This window comes from Flavihumibacter stibioxidans (assembly GCF_014332695.1).
Classification (GTDB): domain Bacteria; phylum Bacteroidota; class Bacteroidia; order Chitinophagales; family Chitinophagaceae; genus Flavihumibacter; species Flavihumibacter stibioxidans.
The window spans coordinates 864,855-878,228 of record NZ_MBUA01000012.1 but is presented as its reverse complement, the minus strand read 5'-3'; the positions used below and the strand labels follow the sequence as shown (position 1 = coordinate 878,228).

The 13,374-nt window shown below is 49.8% G+C and carries 11 protein-coding genes; all 11 read left to right on the top strand.

The window, feature by feature from the left end:
- The first annotated feature begins 46 nt into the window (after positions 1-46).
- Positions 47-1,630, top strand: coding sequence for an alpha-N-arabinofuranosidase (locus tag BC349_RS10855; protein ID WP_187256742.1), 1,584 nt, complete (start codon positions 47-49; stop codon positions 1,628-1,630).
- Between the two features lie 19 nt (positions 1,631-1,649).
- The gene (locus tag BC349_RS10850) at positions 1,650-3,140 is read left to right on the top strand and encodes an arabinan endo-1,5-alpha-L-arabinosidase (RefSeq protein ID WP_187256741.1); all 1,491 of its coding nucleotides are present in this window, start codon (positions 1,650-1,652) and stop codon (positions 3,138-3,140) included.
- A gap of 2 nt (positions 3,141-3,142) precedes the next feature.
- Entirely contained in the window at positions 3,143-5,125 is a 1,983-nt protein-coding gene (locus BC349_RS10845) for an alpha-L-arabinofuranosidase C-terminal domain-containing protein (RefSeq protein WP_187256740.1), read from the top strand.
- Positions 5,126-5,276: 151 nt separating this feature from the next.
- Positions 5,277-6,284, top strand: coding sequence for an arabinan endo-1,5-alpha-L-arabinosidase (locus tag BC349_RS10840; RefSeq protein WP_246456892.1), 1,008 nt, complete (start codon positions 5,277-5,279; stop codon positions 6,282-6,284).
- Positions 6,285-6,315: 31 nt separating this feature from the next.
- The gene (locus BC349_RS10835; RefSeq protein ID WP_246456891.1) at positions 6,316-7,470 is read left to right on the top strand and encodes an aldose epimerase family protein; all 1,155 of its coding nucleotides are present in this window, start codon (positions 6,316-6,318) and stop codon (positions 7,468-7,470) included.
- Positions 7,471-7,558: 88 nt separating this feature from the next.
- Positions 7,559-8,209 (top strand): fructose-6-phosphate aldolase, encoded by a 651-nt coding sequence (gene fsa, locus BC349_RS10830; protein ID WP_187256738.1) that lies wholly within the window; start codon positions 7,559-7,561, stop codon positions 8,207-8,209.
- 59 nt (positions 8,210-8,268) lie between these two features.
- The gene (locus BC349_RS10825) at positions 8,269-9,156 is read left to right on the top strand and encodes a transketolase (RefSeq protein ID WP_187256737.1); all 888 of its coding nucleotides are present in this window, start codon (positions 8,269-8,271) and stop codon (positions 9,154-9,156) included.
- A gap of 46 nt (positions 9,157-9,202) precedes the next feature.
- A complete protein-coding gene (locus BC349_RS10820) occupies positions 9,203-10,159 on the top strand; it encodes a transketolase family protein (RefSeq protein WP_187256736.1) in 957 nt (318 codons plus the stop codon).
- Positions 10,159-10,812: an HAD family hydrolase gene (locus BC349_RS10815; protein WP_187256735.1), complete on the top strand. Its 654-nt coding sequence runs from the start codon at positions 10,159-10,161 to the stop codon at positions 10,810-10,812. The genes BC349_RS10820 and BC349_RS10815 overlap by 1 nt, the downstream gene beginning before the upstream one ends.
- A gap of 89 nt (positions 10,813-10,901) precedes the next feature.
- Entirely contained in the window at positions 10,902-12,584 is a 1,683-nt protein-coding gene (locus BC349_RS10810; protein WP_187256734.1) for a ribulokinase, read from the top strand.
- Positions 12,585-12,625: 41 nt separating this feature from the next.
- Positions 12,626-13,321: an L-ribulose-5-phosphate 4-epimerase gene (locus BC349_RS10805; RefSeq protein ID WP_187256733.1), complete on the top strand. Its 696-nt coding sequence runs from the start codon at positions 12,626-12,628 to the stop codon at positions 13,319-13,321.
- Positions 13,322-13,374: the final 53 nt, after the last annotated feature.

Sequence of the window (13,374 nt, the reverse complement as noted above, 5' to 3'; positions counted from 1 at the left end):
TGTATATAAGTGTAAATTGTACAATTCATTTGCTTAAATAACTTCTATGCTGACCAGGATTGCACGCCATATTCAACATCATTTAATTGCGGGTACTGTATTCTGCCTTGCAACAGCTTCCCTTCCCCTGTATGCCCAGTCCGTACAGAATGCAACGGTGGTATTGAAACCGGCATCTGCCCAACATACCATCAATAAAAATATTTACGGTCATTTTGCCGAGCACCTGGGAACCTGTATCTACGGAGGTTTTTTTGTCGGAGATACCAGTACTGTAATACCTCATACTGAGGGTGTGCGGAATGATGTAATTGCTGCGCTGAAAAAACTGAAAGTACCGGTTCTTCGCTGGCCGGGCGGATGTTTTGCCGATACCTATCACTGGAAAGACGGAGTGGGCCCGCGTTCCCAGCGTCCATCCATTGTAAACAAATGGTGGGGCGGCGTAACGGAAGACAACAGTTTCGGTACCCATGATTTCCTGAACATGTGCGAAAGAATTGGGGCTGAACCATACCTGGCCGGTAATATGGGAAGCGGTACGGTACAGGAACTGATCGACTGGGTCCAGTATGTAAATTTTGACGGCCTGAGCCCTATGAGTAAATGGCGCCAGGAACATGGCCGCGTAAAGCCATGGGGCGTGAAATTCTGGGGTGTGGGCAATGAAGCCTGGGGCTGTGGCGGCAATATGACACCGGAGTACTATGCCAATGAGTACAGGAAATATGCAACCTTCATGACCGACTGGAACAACAGTGATAAAATGTTCCGGATCGCGTCCGGTGCCAATTCAGGCGACTATAAATGGACGGAAGTGCTGATGCGCGATATCCCGCACCAGATGCTGGAAGGTGTGGCATTGCATCACTATGCCGTAATTGACTGGGGCAATAAGGGATCGTCCACGGAGTTTTCCGAGCAACAGTATATGCTGAGTATGAAGGCTGCCTGGAAAATGGAGGAACTGGTGAACAAACATTCGGCCATCATGGACAAATATGATCCGGCAAAGAAAGTGGCACTGGTAGTGGATGAATGGGGTGGCTGGTATGCGCCGGATCCCGGTACCAATCCGGGTTTCCTGCAGCAGCAGAACACTATGCGGGATGCGATGATTGCCGGCATGACCCTCAATATTTTCAACAACCATGCTGACCGTATCAGGATGGCCAACCTGGCCCAGACCATCAATGTATTGCAGGCGGTCATCCTGACCAATAAGGAGAAACTGATCCTGACGCCTACTTTCCACGTGATGGAAATGTACAATGTACACCAGGATGCCACCATGATCCCTGTTGAATTGAAGAGTCCGGATTATGTACTTGGTACAGAAAAAATGCCGGCGGTATCAGCATCTGCTTCAAAGGATAAATTTGGCAAAACCCATATGTCGCTGGTAAATATTCATCCGGGTGCCACACAGGAAATTACTGTGGAGGTAGATGGTACAAACTACAGGCAGTTAAGCGGCCGCATACTGGCATCCGCCAGAATCCAGGACTACAATAGTTTTGACCAGCCGGAAAAGATCAGGCCCGCTCCCTTCAAGGGTGCCAGCCTGAAAGGAAATAAACTGACAGTAAAAATGCCTCCGGCGTCGGTGGTAGTACTTGAATTGCAATAACCCGGCAAAACTCAAAGGCATGCGGATCAGATACATCAGGTCTATCTTAAGTGTTGCGGCAGTGGCAGCAATGTTGGCGGTATCATGCTCCAAAAAAGACGGGGTATCACCTGAACCGGCACCTGGTCCCACTCCTGGTCCTACGCCTGCTCCGGTATTTGATATCAATACCATTCGTGATGATTATGCTGATATCTCTTCCGTTGACAAGTTCCTGTTCTGGGGCTCGCATAATGTGCATGATCCATCCATCATTAAACATGGCGACTACTACTACAGTTACAGTACAGATGTGGCCTATGGTTCCGCCATCAGGGCAGGGCTGCAGGTCAGGAAATCAAAAGACCTTGTACAGTGGCAGACCGTAGGCTGGGTTTTTAACGGATTGCCCGCCAAAGGCGCAGCTTTTATCCGGCAGAACGGAGGGACTCCTTTTGATGCGCTCTGGGCCCCCTATGTGTTGAAAGTTGGAAATGAATTTCGCCTCTATTATTCTTTATCAAGTGCTGTGCCCCGGTTAAGTGTAATCGGCCTTGCAACCGCCACCTCCCCGGAAGGGCCCTGGACGGAAAAGGACCTGGTGGTTGTTTCCAGGAATGATAATACTGTGCAGACAAACGCCATTGATCCTGCTGTGGTGGTAACACCGGCCGGCGAACAGTGGTTCTATTATGGTTCAGCCTGGGATGGCATCTATACATTACAGTTAGATCCTGCGACCGGACTTGCCATGTCATCCGGATATAAAGGTAAAAGGATTGCCAACCGTGGTTTTACCGGTGGCCGATACAATGGCAATATCGAAGGACCCGAAGTAATCTATAATGCGCAGCAGAAAAAATATTACCTCTTCATTTCATATGACTGGCTGGAAACAAAATACAATGTGCGGGTGGCAAAAGGAGACAAACCAGATGGTCCCTTTTATGATTTTAATGGAAAGGATGTGAACCTCAGTGAAGACCATGGCCCGATGATCCTGGCCCCTTACCAGTTCAGCAATCACAGCGGTTACCAGGGCGTAGCCCACTGCGCGGTTTTTGAAGATGGTGCCGGTCAGTATTTCATGGCACACCAGGCACGTCCGGGTAACGGAAAGTATTTCATGAACCTGCATGTACGCAAGATATTCTGGACGGCAGGTGGATGGCCGGTTGTGTCTCCTGAGCGCTATGCATGGGAAGACAACAGCCTGGTGGCTTCTTCGGATATTGCTGGCAGTTATGAGCAGATCATTCTGGGATACAGGATCGTACCGGGATACGCGGAAGAACAATTGTCCCCGGATTTCCAGACCAGTATTAACCTTGTAATTGGGGCGGATGGCAGCCTGAATGGGAATGCCGGTACCTGGACCTATACCGCGCCCTGGCTTGAGTTGAAATGGGGCAATGGGTTTACAGACAAAGTGTATGTGCAGAAAGGGCGCGACTGGGAGAATAAAAAGAACACAATCATATTTACAGGTCTCAACAACGAAGGTGTTGCGATCTGGGGAAAGAAAAAATAACGATGATGAATAAACTAAGTCTATCGCTGGTAATGGCTGCCATGCTGGGCGGCTCATTGCAGGCACAGCAGGGTAACGATATTGTGGTTAATGCTGCTAAAAAAATTGCTCCGGTACAATCAACCATGTGGGGGGTGTTTTTTGAGGACATCAACCTTGGCGCCGATGGAGGTATGTATGCCGAACTGGTAAAGAACCGTTCCTTTGAATTTTATAAACCCCTGATGGGATGGACACCACAGGGCAGTCAGGTTAAAGAAGGGTCATTTCTCGTTTTGAACCGTGGTTTCGCACAGGAAGCAAATCCGCGTTTTTTGCGGGTTCTTGCTGCCGGTGCGGAAAAGGGGAAATTCGGCCTGTCCAATGAAGGCTTTCGCGGGATGGGAATAAAAGCCGGACTGCGTTACGATTTTTCTGTTTGGTACCGGCAGCCGGAAAAGGGTGTAACCATGTACCTGGAACTCATAGATGAAAAAGGTGGCGTGATTGGCAGTACCAGTTTTGTTCCCGACCAGTCTGCTGACTGGAAGAAGGGGTCTGTAAGTTTTACCTCAAACGCCACCAGCCCGAAAGCCAAACTGAATATCTGGTTTGAGGGCAATGGTCAGCTCGACCTGGATATGATTTCATTGTTTCCAGAGGATACCTGGAAGGGGCGTAAAGGTGGCCTGCGTGCAGACATGGTGCAGATGCTGGCTGATATGAAACCCGGTTTTGTTCGTTTCCCCGGCGGATGTATCGTGGAGGGACATGACCTCACTGTTCGCTACCAGTGGAAAAAAACGGTGGGCCCCGTTGAGCAGCGACAGCAGATCATTAATCGCTGGAACGCCGAATTTGCGCATCGTCCCACCCCTGATTATTTCCAGACTTTCGGTTTGGGTTTCTTTGAATACTTCCAGATGTCCGAGGATATTGGCGCCGAGCCCCTGCCCATCCTGAACTGCGGCATGGCCTGCCAGTTCAATACTGCTGAAGTGGTTCCCCTGGATCAGTTGGAACCGTATGTGCAGGATGCGCTGGACCTGATCGAGTTTGCTAACGGTGAGGTATCTACGAAATGGGGAAAGCTGCGTGCTGAGATGGGTCATCCGGCCCCATTCAACCTTAAATATATTGGCGTTGGCAATGAGAACTGGGGACCGCAGTATGTGGAGCGACTGAAAGTATTTACGAAAGCCATCAGGGAAAAATATCCTTCCATAAAGATTGTGAACAGTTCAGGCACGGATCCCGAGGGAGAAAGATTTGAATTCCTGAATAAGGAGTTGCGGAAAATGGGTGCGGATATCATCGATGAACATTATTACCGCCGTCCGGAATGGTTTTTGGGGAATGCAGCGCGGTATGACAGTTATGATAGAAATGGTTCCAAAGTTTTCGCAGGTGAATATGCCGCGCAGAGCGATAGAACAGTGAGTATCCATAACCGTAATAACTGGCTGACCGCGATGGCGGAAGCTGCTTTCCTGACCGGCCTTGAGCGAAATGCGGAAGTAGTGCATATGGCCTCCTATGCGCCGCTCTTTGCCCATGTGGAGGGATGGCAGTGGACGCCTGACCTGATCTGGGTGGATAACCTTCGGGTATATGGCACACCCAACTATTACGTGCAGAAATTATTTTCCGTTAATAAAGGAACGCATGTGGTGAGTGCCCTCAGTGGCGGAAAAGCCCTGACAGGCCAGGACAGCCTCTATGCTTCATCTGTTCTGGATGAGAATGCCGGTGAATTGGTCCTGAAGATTGTGAATGCATCAGGTGCTGGTGTAAACCGGAATATTGTTGTTGACGGGCTGAAGCGGAATGGGAATGTCATTAAACTGGTCGTTTTGAAAAGTGCTCAGCTGGAGCAGGTAAATTCCCTGGACCAGCCCAAAGCGATTGCGCCGGCAGAATCTGCCCTGCAGGTGAAAGGCAAAAAGATCAGCCTGAATCTGGCTTCGCACTCACTAACCGTAATAAGGGTGCCAGTAAAAAAATGAACACTGTTCACCCGTCGGGTGCCACCCGACGGGTGAACAGTGTTCAAAAACAAAAAATATTGTAAATCAATCAATTGAAAATCCTGGTGGATTGATTTTGGCAAGCTCACCCGTCGGGTGCCACCCGACGGGTGAGGAGAAACTGAATAAAATGAAAAGGAAGATTCTGGGATTGTTGACGGGAGGGCTGCTGGTGGCAGGTATGGTGATCGGGCAACCGAAGCAGCCATTGGCGACATCGGCCGTGCCGGTACATGATCCCGTGATGATCAAGGAGAAAGATACCTGGTACCTGTTTGCGACCGGCATGGGCATCAGCGTCTGGAGCTCAAAGGACAAACAGCTATGGACAGCCGAAAAGCCGGTATTCAGCGAGCCGCCGACATGGGCCATTGAAAACATCAAAGGATATCGGGGACATACCTGGGCCCCGGATATAAGTTACCACAATGGCCTCTATCACCTTTATTACAGTGTCTCCGCATTTGGAAAAAACACTTCCGCCATCGGGCTGGCGGTAAATAAAACCCTGGATCCCGCCTCAAAAGATTTTAAATGGATGGACAGGGGAAAAGTGATCCAGTCTGTACCCGGCCGCGATATGTGGAATGCGATCGACCCCAACCTGGTTCGTGATGATAAAAATCAGGCCTGGCTGAGCTTTGGCTCCTTCTGGAACGGCATCAAACTGGTGCGGCTTAACGATGATCAAACTGCGCCGGCCCAGCCGGAGCAATGGTTTACACTGGCATCCCGGCCCAGGAGTTTTTATCTTCCCGATAGCGTTGCCGGTGATGCGGCCATCGAAGCGCCTTTCATTTTCAAAAAAGATGGTTATTATTATTTGTTTGTTTCCTTCGACTATTGTTGCCGCGGGGAAAGAAGCACCTATAAAGTGGTGGCAGGCAGGTCAGAAAAACTGGAAGGCCCCTACCTGGATTGGGAAGGGGTGGCCATGACACTTGGCGGCGGTACCACGGTTTTTGAGGGAAGTCGCGACTGGCATGGCGTTGGGCATAATGCCGTAATCACCGATGGCGATAAAAACCTGCTTGTTTGTCACGGTTACGATGCAAAGGATAAAGGACGATCAAAGCTGATCATCCGCGAATTGAAATGGCGGAACGGTTGGCCCTTTGTAACCCCAATGCCGGAATAAAATGTTTAAATCGATTGCAAATATGAAATGGATGACTGTAATAATTACTGCCGGCGCCATAGTTATGGGAACAACTGCCTGCAAGAACAACGAACAAAAAGAAGTTGTTGAAAGCCCTGTGTCCGGCATCCGTAAATCATCCTGGGGACAGGCAGATGGCCAGCCGGTGGATCTCTATACCCTTACCAACAGTAAAGGTACTATTGTAAAGATCACCAATTATGGAGGTATCATTACCTCATTCGTAACCAGGGATAAAAATGATTCTGCTTCCAGCATTGTCATTGGGTTCGATAGTATAGCCCAGTACCTGCAATCGCCCCCCTATTTTGGTGCGATCATAGGTCGCTACGGGAACAGGATTGGCGGTGGAAAATTCTCCATCGGTGACCAATCCTATACGCTGGCCAGAAACAACGGCGAAAATCACCTGCATGGAGGTGTGAAAGGATTCGATAAGGTGATCTGGACCGCAGGGCCCGTGGTAGATAGTATTGCAGCCCTCAGCCTCAGCTATCTCAGCAAGGATGGAGAAGAAGGATACCCCGGCAATCTGCAGGTAACGGTGAAGTATACCCTAACCGACAACGATGAATTGAAAATCGAATATGATGCCACCACTGACAAGCCAACGCCGGTGAACCTGACCAATCACAGTTATTTCAATCTCACCGGAGATGTACAGTCCACCATCCTGGATCACCAGCTGCAGATCGATGCCAATGGTTATACTCCTGTAGACAGCGGGCTGATTCCGACAGGTGAAATCAGGGCAGTGGCGGGTACACCATTTGATTTTACCAGTTCACATACCATTGGCAGCAGGATCGATTCAGTGGAAGGCGGATATGACCATAACTGGGTGTTGAACAGTAAGGGTGCATCCATGCAAAAAGTGGCCACCTTAAATGACCCGGTAAGCGGCCGTTATGTGGAAGTGTTTACCACGGAACCCGGACTTCAATTCTACAGTGGGAATTTCCTGGATGGCAAGTTCATTAATCATACCGGCACAGCAGTAAAACTGCGCACGGCACTTTGCCTGGAAACACAGCATTTTCCTGATTCGCCAAACAAGAAAGATTTTCCGTCCACAATTTTAGAGCCGGGACAGAAGTACCATAGCGAAACCATTTATAAAGTGGGGCGAAACAGAGAAACAGGGAAACAGGGAAATAGTGAATAAGTGAATGGGTGAATGGGTGAATGGGTGAATGATTCGGAAGTTATCGAACCGGGAACAAACCATAATAAAGCAAACAACCAAACATAAAATGAAATTTTTTATTGACACCGCCAACCTGGATCAGATCCGTGAAGCCAATGAACTGGGAATCCTGGATGGCGTTACCACCAACCCTTCACTGATGGCGAAAGAAGGCATTAAAGGTGAGGAAGCCATCCGGCAACATTATAAAACCATTTGTGAAATTGTTGAAGGTGATATCAGCGCCGAAGTACTGGGAACCGATTTCAGCACCATCGTTGAAGAGGGTAAAGCGCTGGCAGCCCTGCACCCGAATATCGTGGTGAAAGTACCTATGATCAAGGATGGCATCAAAGCCATCAAATGGTTTACCGATAACGGTATCCGGACCAATTGTACCCTGGTGTTTTCGGCGGGACAGGCAATTCTTGCCGCGAAAGCCGGTGCTACTTATGTTTCCCCTTTTATCGGCCGCATAGATGACAGCGGCTGGGATGGCATGGAACTCATCCGCCAGATTTCAAACGTGTATACCATTCAGGGATTCAACACACAGATACTCGCTGCCTCTATCCGCAATGCCAATCATATCATCTCCTGCGCAGAAGCAGGCGCCAATGTGATCACTTCACCGCTGGACCCCATCCTCGGACTGCTGAAGCATCCGTTGACCGATATTGGGCTGGCAAAGTTTCTGGAGGATGCGAAAAAGATGTAAGAGTCAGGCATTCATCTCTTCATTTTAACGTCAATTTCCTGGTAAGACAAACAAAAATCATGCAAGCAACAACCATACAACCATCCGCGCAGGGAAGCAGCGCGGAAATTGATTTAAACCAGTTAAAAGCCATCGCTTCACAGGTGCGTCGCGATATCCTTCGAATGGTGCATGGCTGCCAGAGCGGCCATCCCGGCGGTTCGCTGGGCTGTACCGATTACCTGACAGCATTGTATTTCAAGGTAATGAAGCGCCAACCCGCTTTTGATATGAATGGTAAAGGCGAAGACCTGTTCTTCCTTTCCAACGGACACGTATCACCGCTTTTTTACAGCATACTGGCAAGGGCCGGTTATTTTGAACCTGCAGAACTCTCCACCTTCCGCCAGCTGAATTCCAGGCTGCAGGGACACCCCACCACACATGAGCATTTACCCGGAGTAAGAATTGCCTCGGGCTCACTCGGGCAGGGACTGTCGGTGGCCATCGGTGCCGCTCGCACCAAAAAACTGAACAACGATGACCGCAGGGTATTCTGTCTCCACGGCGATGGTGAATTGCAGGAAGGCCAGATCTGGGAAGCTGCAATGTTTGCGGCACATCACAGGGTGGATAACCTGATCGCAGCAGTAGACTTCAACGGACAGCAGATCGATGGTTCAACAGAACAGGTGATGTCGCTCGGCAACCTTCGGGCCAAATGGGAAGCGTTTGGCTGGAAAGTGCTGGAGAGCAATGGTAACGATATGGAGGCCATTTTGAATGTGCTGGACGAGGCCATAAAAGCCAGTGGTAAAGGACAGCCTGTGATGATCCTGTTGCACACCGAAATGGGATACGGTGTCGACTTTATGATGGGCAGTCACAAATGGCATGGTGTAGCTCCCAGCGATGAACAACTGCAGCAGGCCCTCGCGCAACTGCCGGAAACCCTGGGAGATTACTGATCGCAGTAAGCCATCTCCCCATGTATAACATATAAGTACAAACGAAATGAAGAAATACAACTATACTGAGAAGAAGGATACCCGTTCCGGTTTCGGGGCGGGATTGCTGGAAGCCGGCAGGAAGGATGAAAACGTGGTGGCCCTTTGTGCCGACCTGGTCGGATCGCTGAAAATGGAAGCATTTATAAAGGAATTTCCGGAGCGGTTTACCCAGGTAGGGATCGCAGAAGCCAATATGATGGGCATTGCAGCGGGTATGACCATTGGCGGCAAAATTCCCTTCACCGGAACTTTTGCGAATTTTTCCACCGGACGGGTATATGACCAGATCCGGCAGTCCATTGCGTATTCAGACAAGAATGTGAAGATATGCGCATCCCACGCGGGACTCACCCTGGGCGAAGATGGAGCCACCCACCAGATACTGGAAGATATCGGTATGATGAAAATGTTGCCGGGAATGGTAGTGATCAATCCCTGTGACTACAACCAGACCAAAGCAGCCACCATGGCCATTGCAGCATATAACGGTCCCGTTTACCTGCGTTTTGGCAGGCCGGTGGTTCCCATTTTTACCGATCCCGACCAGAAATTTGAGATCGGCAAAGCATGGATGGTGAATGAGGGAACCGATGTGAGTATTTTCGCCACAGGTCACCTGGTATGGGAAGCCATCCAGGCAGCAGAGCAATTGGAAACACTGGGCATTTCAGCCGAAGTAATCAATATACATACCATCAAACCACTGGATGAAGAAGCTGTGTTGAAGTCCGTTGCCAAAACCAGGTGCGTGGTGAGCGCGGAAGAACACAACCGTTTCGGCGGACTGGGAGACAGTATCGCTCAACTACTGGTTCAGCATGATCCCGTTCCGATGGAGTTTGTGGCGGTGAACGACAGTTTTGGTGAAAGTGGCAAGCCTGACCAGCTCATGAAGAAATACGGCCTCGATGCGGAACATATTGTGAAAGCCGCCCGGGCTGTGATGCAAAAGAAGAAATAATGAAGGCTTCTCTCCTGCCATACAAGGCTTTCCTGTTTGACCTGAATGGTACCATGATCGATGATATGGGTTACCATGTGGTGGCCTGGACGGATATTCTGAACAATGAGCTGAAGGCCGGACTTAGTTATGAACAGGTGAAAGCGCAGATGTATGGCAAGAACGATGAACTGCTGGAAAGGGTTTTCGGCGAAGCGAGATTTTCACCCGAAGAAATGCTGACGATTTCCATGGAGAAGGAAAGACGTTACCAGCAGGCTTTCTTTCCAGAACTGAAACTGATTGCCGGGCTCGGTGAGCTGCTGGAGTCGGCCCGTGAAGAGAGAGTCAGGATGGCCATCGGTTCGGCTGCCATACCTTTCAATATTGATTTCGTTTTGGACAACCTGCAGCTCCGGCACTATTTTGAAACCATTGTCAGCGCCGATGATGTGGAGATCAGTAAACCCCATCCCGAAACCTACCTGGAATGTGCTGCCCGGCTGGCACTGGAGCCCGGGGATTGTGTGGTGTTTGAAGATGCGCCGAAAGGTGTGGAAGCGGCTCTTAATGCCGGAATGGATTGCGTGGTGCTGACTACCCTGCACGGGCGGGAAGATTTCGGAAATTACCCGAATATTATCCGTTTCATTACGGATTATAACCAACTCTGAAAGGGGCTGGGAAAATAAATGTAAAATATACACTTAATAATGATTTAGTCGTATATTGTAGCCTGAAACGCTTGTCATAATAAGAAAATATGTCTAAGACTTTTGTAATTGGTGTTGACTATGGAACGGATTCCGTCAGGTCAGTTATAGTAGATACAGCCGATGGCGCTGAGCTCGCCTCCTCCGTGTTTTATTATCCGCGCTGGCGCGATGGCCTGTATTGTGATGCAGCCTCCAGCCAGTTCCGCCAGCATCCCCTCGATTATATTGAAGGATTGGAAACGACCATAAAGGAATGCCTGAAAAAGGCTGGTCCGGGTGTTGCCGGACAAGTCAGGGCTATCTCTGTGGATACCACCGGCTCCACGCCGGTAGCGGTGAACCGCCAGGGTATGCCGCTGGCGCTTTTGCCGGAATTTGAGCAGAATCCCAATGCCATGTTTGTGTTGTGGAAGGACCACAGTTCTGTTAAGGAGGCCGCTGAAATCAATGAACATGCGACAAAATTTGACAGGAATTACCTGGATTTTGTAGGTGGAATTTATTCCTCAGAGTGGTTCTGGGCAAAATTGCTGCATATACTTCGCATAGACCCGGCCGTGAGATCTGCCTGTTATTCCTGGGTGGAGCATTGCGACTGGATTCCCTTTTTGTTAACCGGAGGAAACGATGTGCAGCAGTTGCGCAGGAGCGTATGTGCCGCGGGCCACAAAGCATTGTGGGCGGAGGAATTTGACGGGTTGCCGCCAAATGAATTTTTCAGTTCACTGGATCCCCTGCTGAATGGATACCGATCCGGCTTTGCAGCTGAAACCTATACTGCTGATAAGGCAGCAGGTTTTTTGTGTGAAGAATGGGCAGAGCGGCTGGGACTTCCCGCTTCCGTTGTGATTGGAATCGGTGCCTTTGATGCGCATATGGGTGCTGTTGGCGGGCAGATCGAACCCTATCACCTCAGTAAGGTGATGGGAACATCCACCTGTGATATGCTGGTAGCACCGCTGGAAGAAGTTCGGCATATGTTGATCAGGGGAATCAGTGGCCAGGTTCCGGGTTCTATCATACCCGGTACGATGGGCATGGAAGCCGGCCAGTCTGCCTTTGGTGATACCTATGCCTGGTTCAGGAAGATGGTCACCCAATCGGTGGGAAAGATGCTGCGTTCCTCCTCCCTGATTGATGAGGTCATGGCGGCCAAACTGGAACAGGAACTTAATGATCGGTTTATCAGCGAAGTTTCTGCCGAGGCAGCAGCTTTGCCTTTACAGGATAAGGATGAACTGGCTGTTGACTGGCTGAATGGTCGTCGTACCCCGGATGCCAACCAATTGCTGAAAGCAACCATTACTGGTTTGCATCTCGGAACCGATGCACCAAGGATTTTGCGTGCCCTGATTGAATCAACCTGTTTTGGCGCCAAAGCAATCGTAGACAGATTCAACGGGCAGGGTGTTCCGGTGAAAGGACTGATTGGTATGGGTGGCGTGGCGAAGAAATCGCCCTATATCATGCAGATGATGGCAGATGTGATGCAGATGCCGATCCGTATTCACCGGACTGAGCAGACTTGTGCAGCAGGAGCTGCCATGTTTGCCGCTACTGCCGCAGGGATCTACAGTAAGGTGGAAGATGCTATGGTGGCCATGGGACAGGGCTTTGACGCAGAATACCATCCTTTTAAAGCTAACGCCGCCTATTATGCGAAACGTTACCAGCGGTACCTGGAGCTGGGGGCGCATGTGGAGGAAAGGCAAACGGTGAATGGTGAATGATTCGGTCGCTTACAGAGTAACATAAAATTTCAGACCTGGATATGAATTTTGATATTATAAGACAGGAGGCATACGATGCCAACATGCAACTTCCCAAACTTGGGTTGGTATTGTTTACGTTTGGTAATGTGAGTGCAGTGGACAGGAGCCGGGGAGTCTTTGCCATCAAACCCAGTGGTGTTCCTTATGATGAACTGACGCCGGCTTCAATGGTGATCGTGGATTTTGACGGCAATGTGGTGGATGGCAAACTGCGCCCTTCTTCTGATACAAAAACCCATGCGGTTTTGTATAAACACTGGGAAGGGATTGGCGGTATCGTACATACGCATTCTGTTTTTGCCACGTCCTGGGCACAGGCACAGCGTGATATCCCGATTTTCGGGACAACCCATGCTGACCACAACACGGTGGATATTCCCTGTGCGCCACCAATGGCTGATGCCATGATTGAAGGTGATTACGAGCATGAAACCGGTTTCCAGATCATGAATTGTTTTACTGAACGTGGTCTTGATTACAGGGAAGTGGAAATGGTGCTGGTTGGCAATCACGCACCTTTTACCTGGGGAAAGAATGCTGCCAAAGCCGTGTACAACAGTGCCGTCCTGGAAACGGTGGCACAGATGGCCATGTACACCGAGCAGATCAATCCGGCAGCACCGCGCCTGAAAGAAGCGTTGATTAAAAAACACTGGGAGCGGAAGCATGGACCCGAAGCGTATTATGGTCAATAGTGAATGGGGAATAGTGAATGGGGAATAGTGAATGGTGAATGGTGAATGGGGAA

Coding starts and splice junctions, on each gene's coding strand:
- BC349_RS10855 (WP_187256742.1), top strand. CDS start 47: ATGCTGACCAGGATTGCACGCCATATTCAACATCATTTAATTGCGGGT.
- BC349_RS10850 (WP_187256741.1), top strand. CDS start 1,650: ATGCGGATCAGATACATCAGGTCTATCTTAAGTGTTGCGGCAGTGGCA.
- BC349_RS10845 (WP_187256740.1), top strand. CDS start 3,143: ATGATGAATAAACTAAGTCTATCGCTGGTAATGGCTGCCATGCTGGGC.
- BC349_RS10840 (WP_246456892.1), top strand. CDS start 5,277: ATGAAAAGGAAGATTCTGGGATTGTTGACGGGAGGGCTGCTGGTGGCA.
- BC349_RS10835 (WP_246456891.1), top strand. CDS start 6,316: ATGACTGTAATAATTACTGCCGGCGCCATAGTTATGGGAACAACTGCC.
- fsa (WP_187256738.1), top strand. CDS start 7,559: ATGAAATTTTTTATTGACACCGCCAACCTGGATCAGATCCGTGAAGCC.
- BC349_RS10825 (WP_187256737.1), top strand. CDS start 8,269: ATGCAAGCAACAACCATACAACCATCCGCGCAGGGAAGCAGCGCGGAA.
- BC349_RS10820 (WP_187256736.1), top strand. CDS start 9,203: ATGAAGAAATACAACTATACTGAGAAGAAGGATACCCGTTCCGGTTTC.
- BC349_RS10815 (WP_187256735.1), top strand. CDS start 10,159: ATGAAGGCTTCTCTCCTGCCATACAAGGCTTTCCTGTTTGACCTGAAT.
- BC349_RS10810 (WP_187256734.1), top strand. CDS start 10,902: ATGTCTAAGACTTTTGTAATTGGTGTTGACTATGGAACGGATTCCGTC.
- BC349_RS10805 (WP_187256733.1), top strand. CDS start 12,626: ATGAATTTTGATATTATAAGACAGGAGGCATACGATGCCAACATGCAA.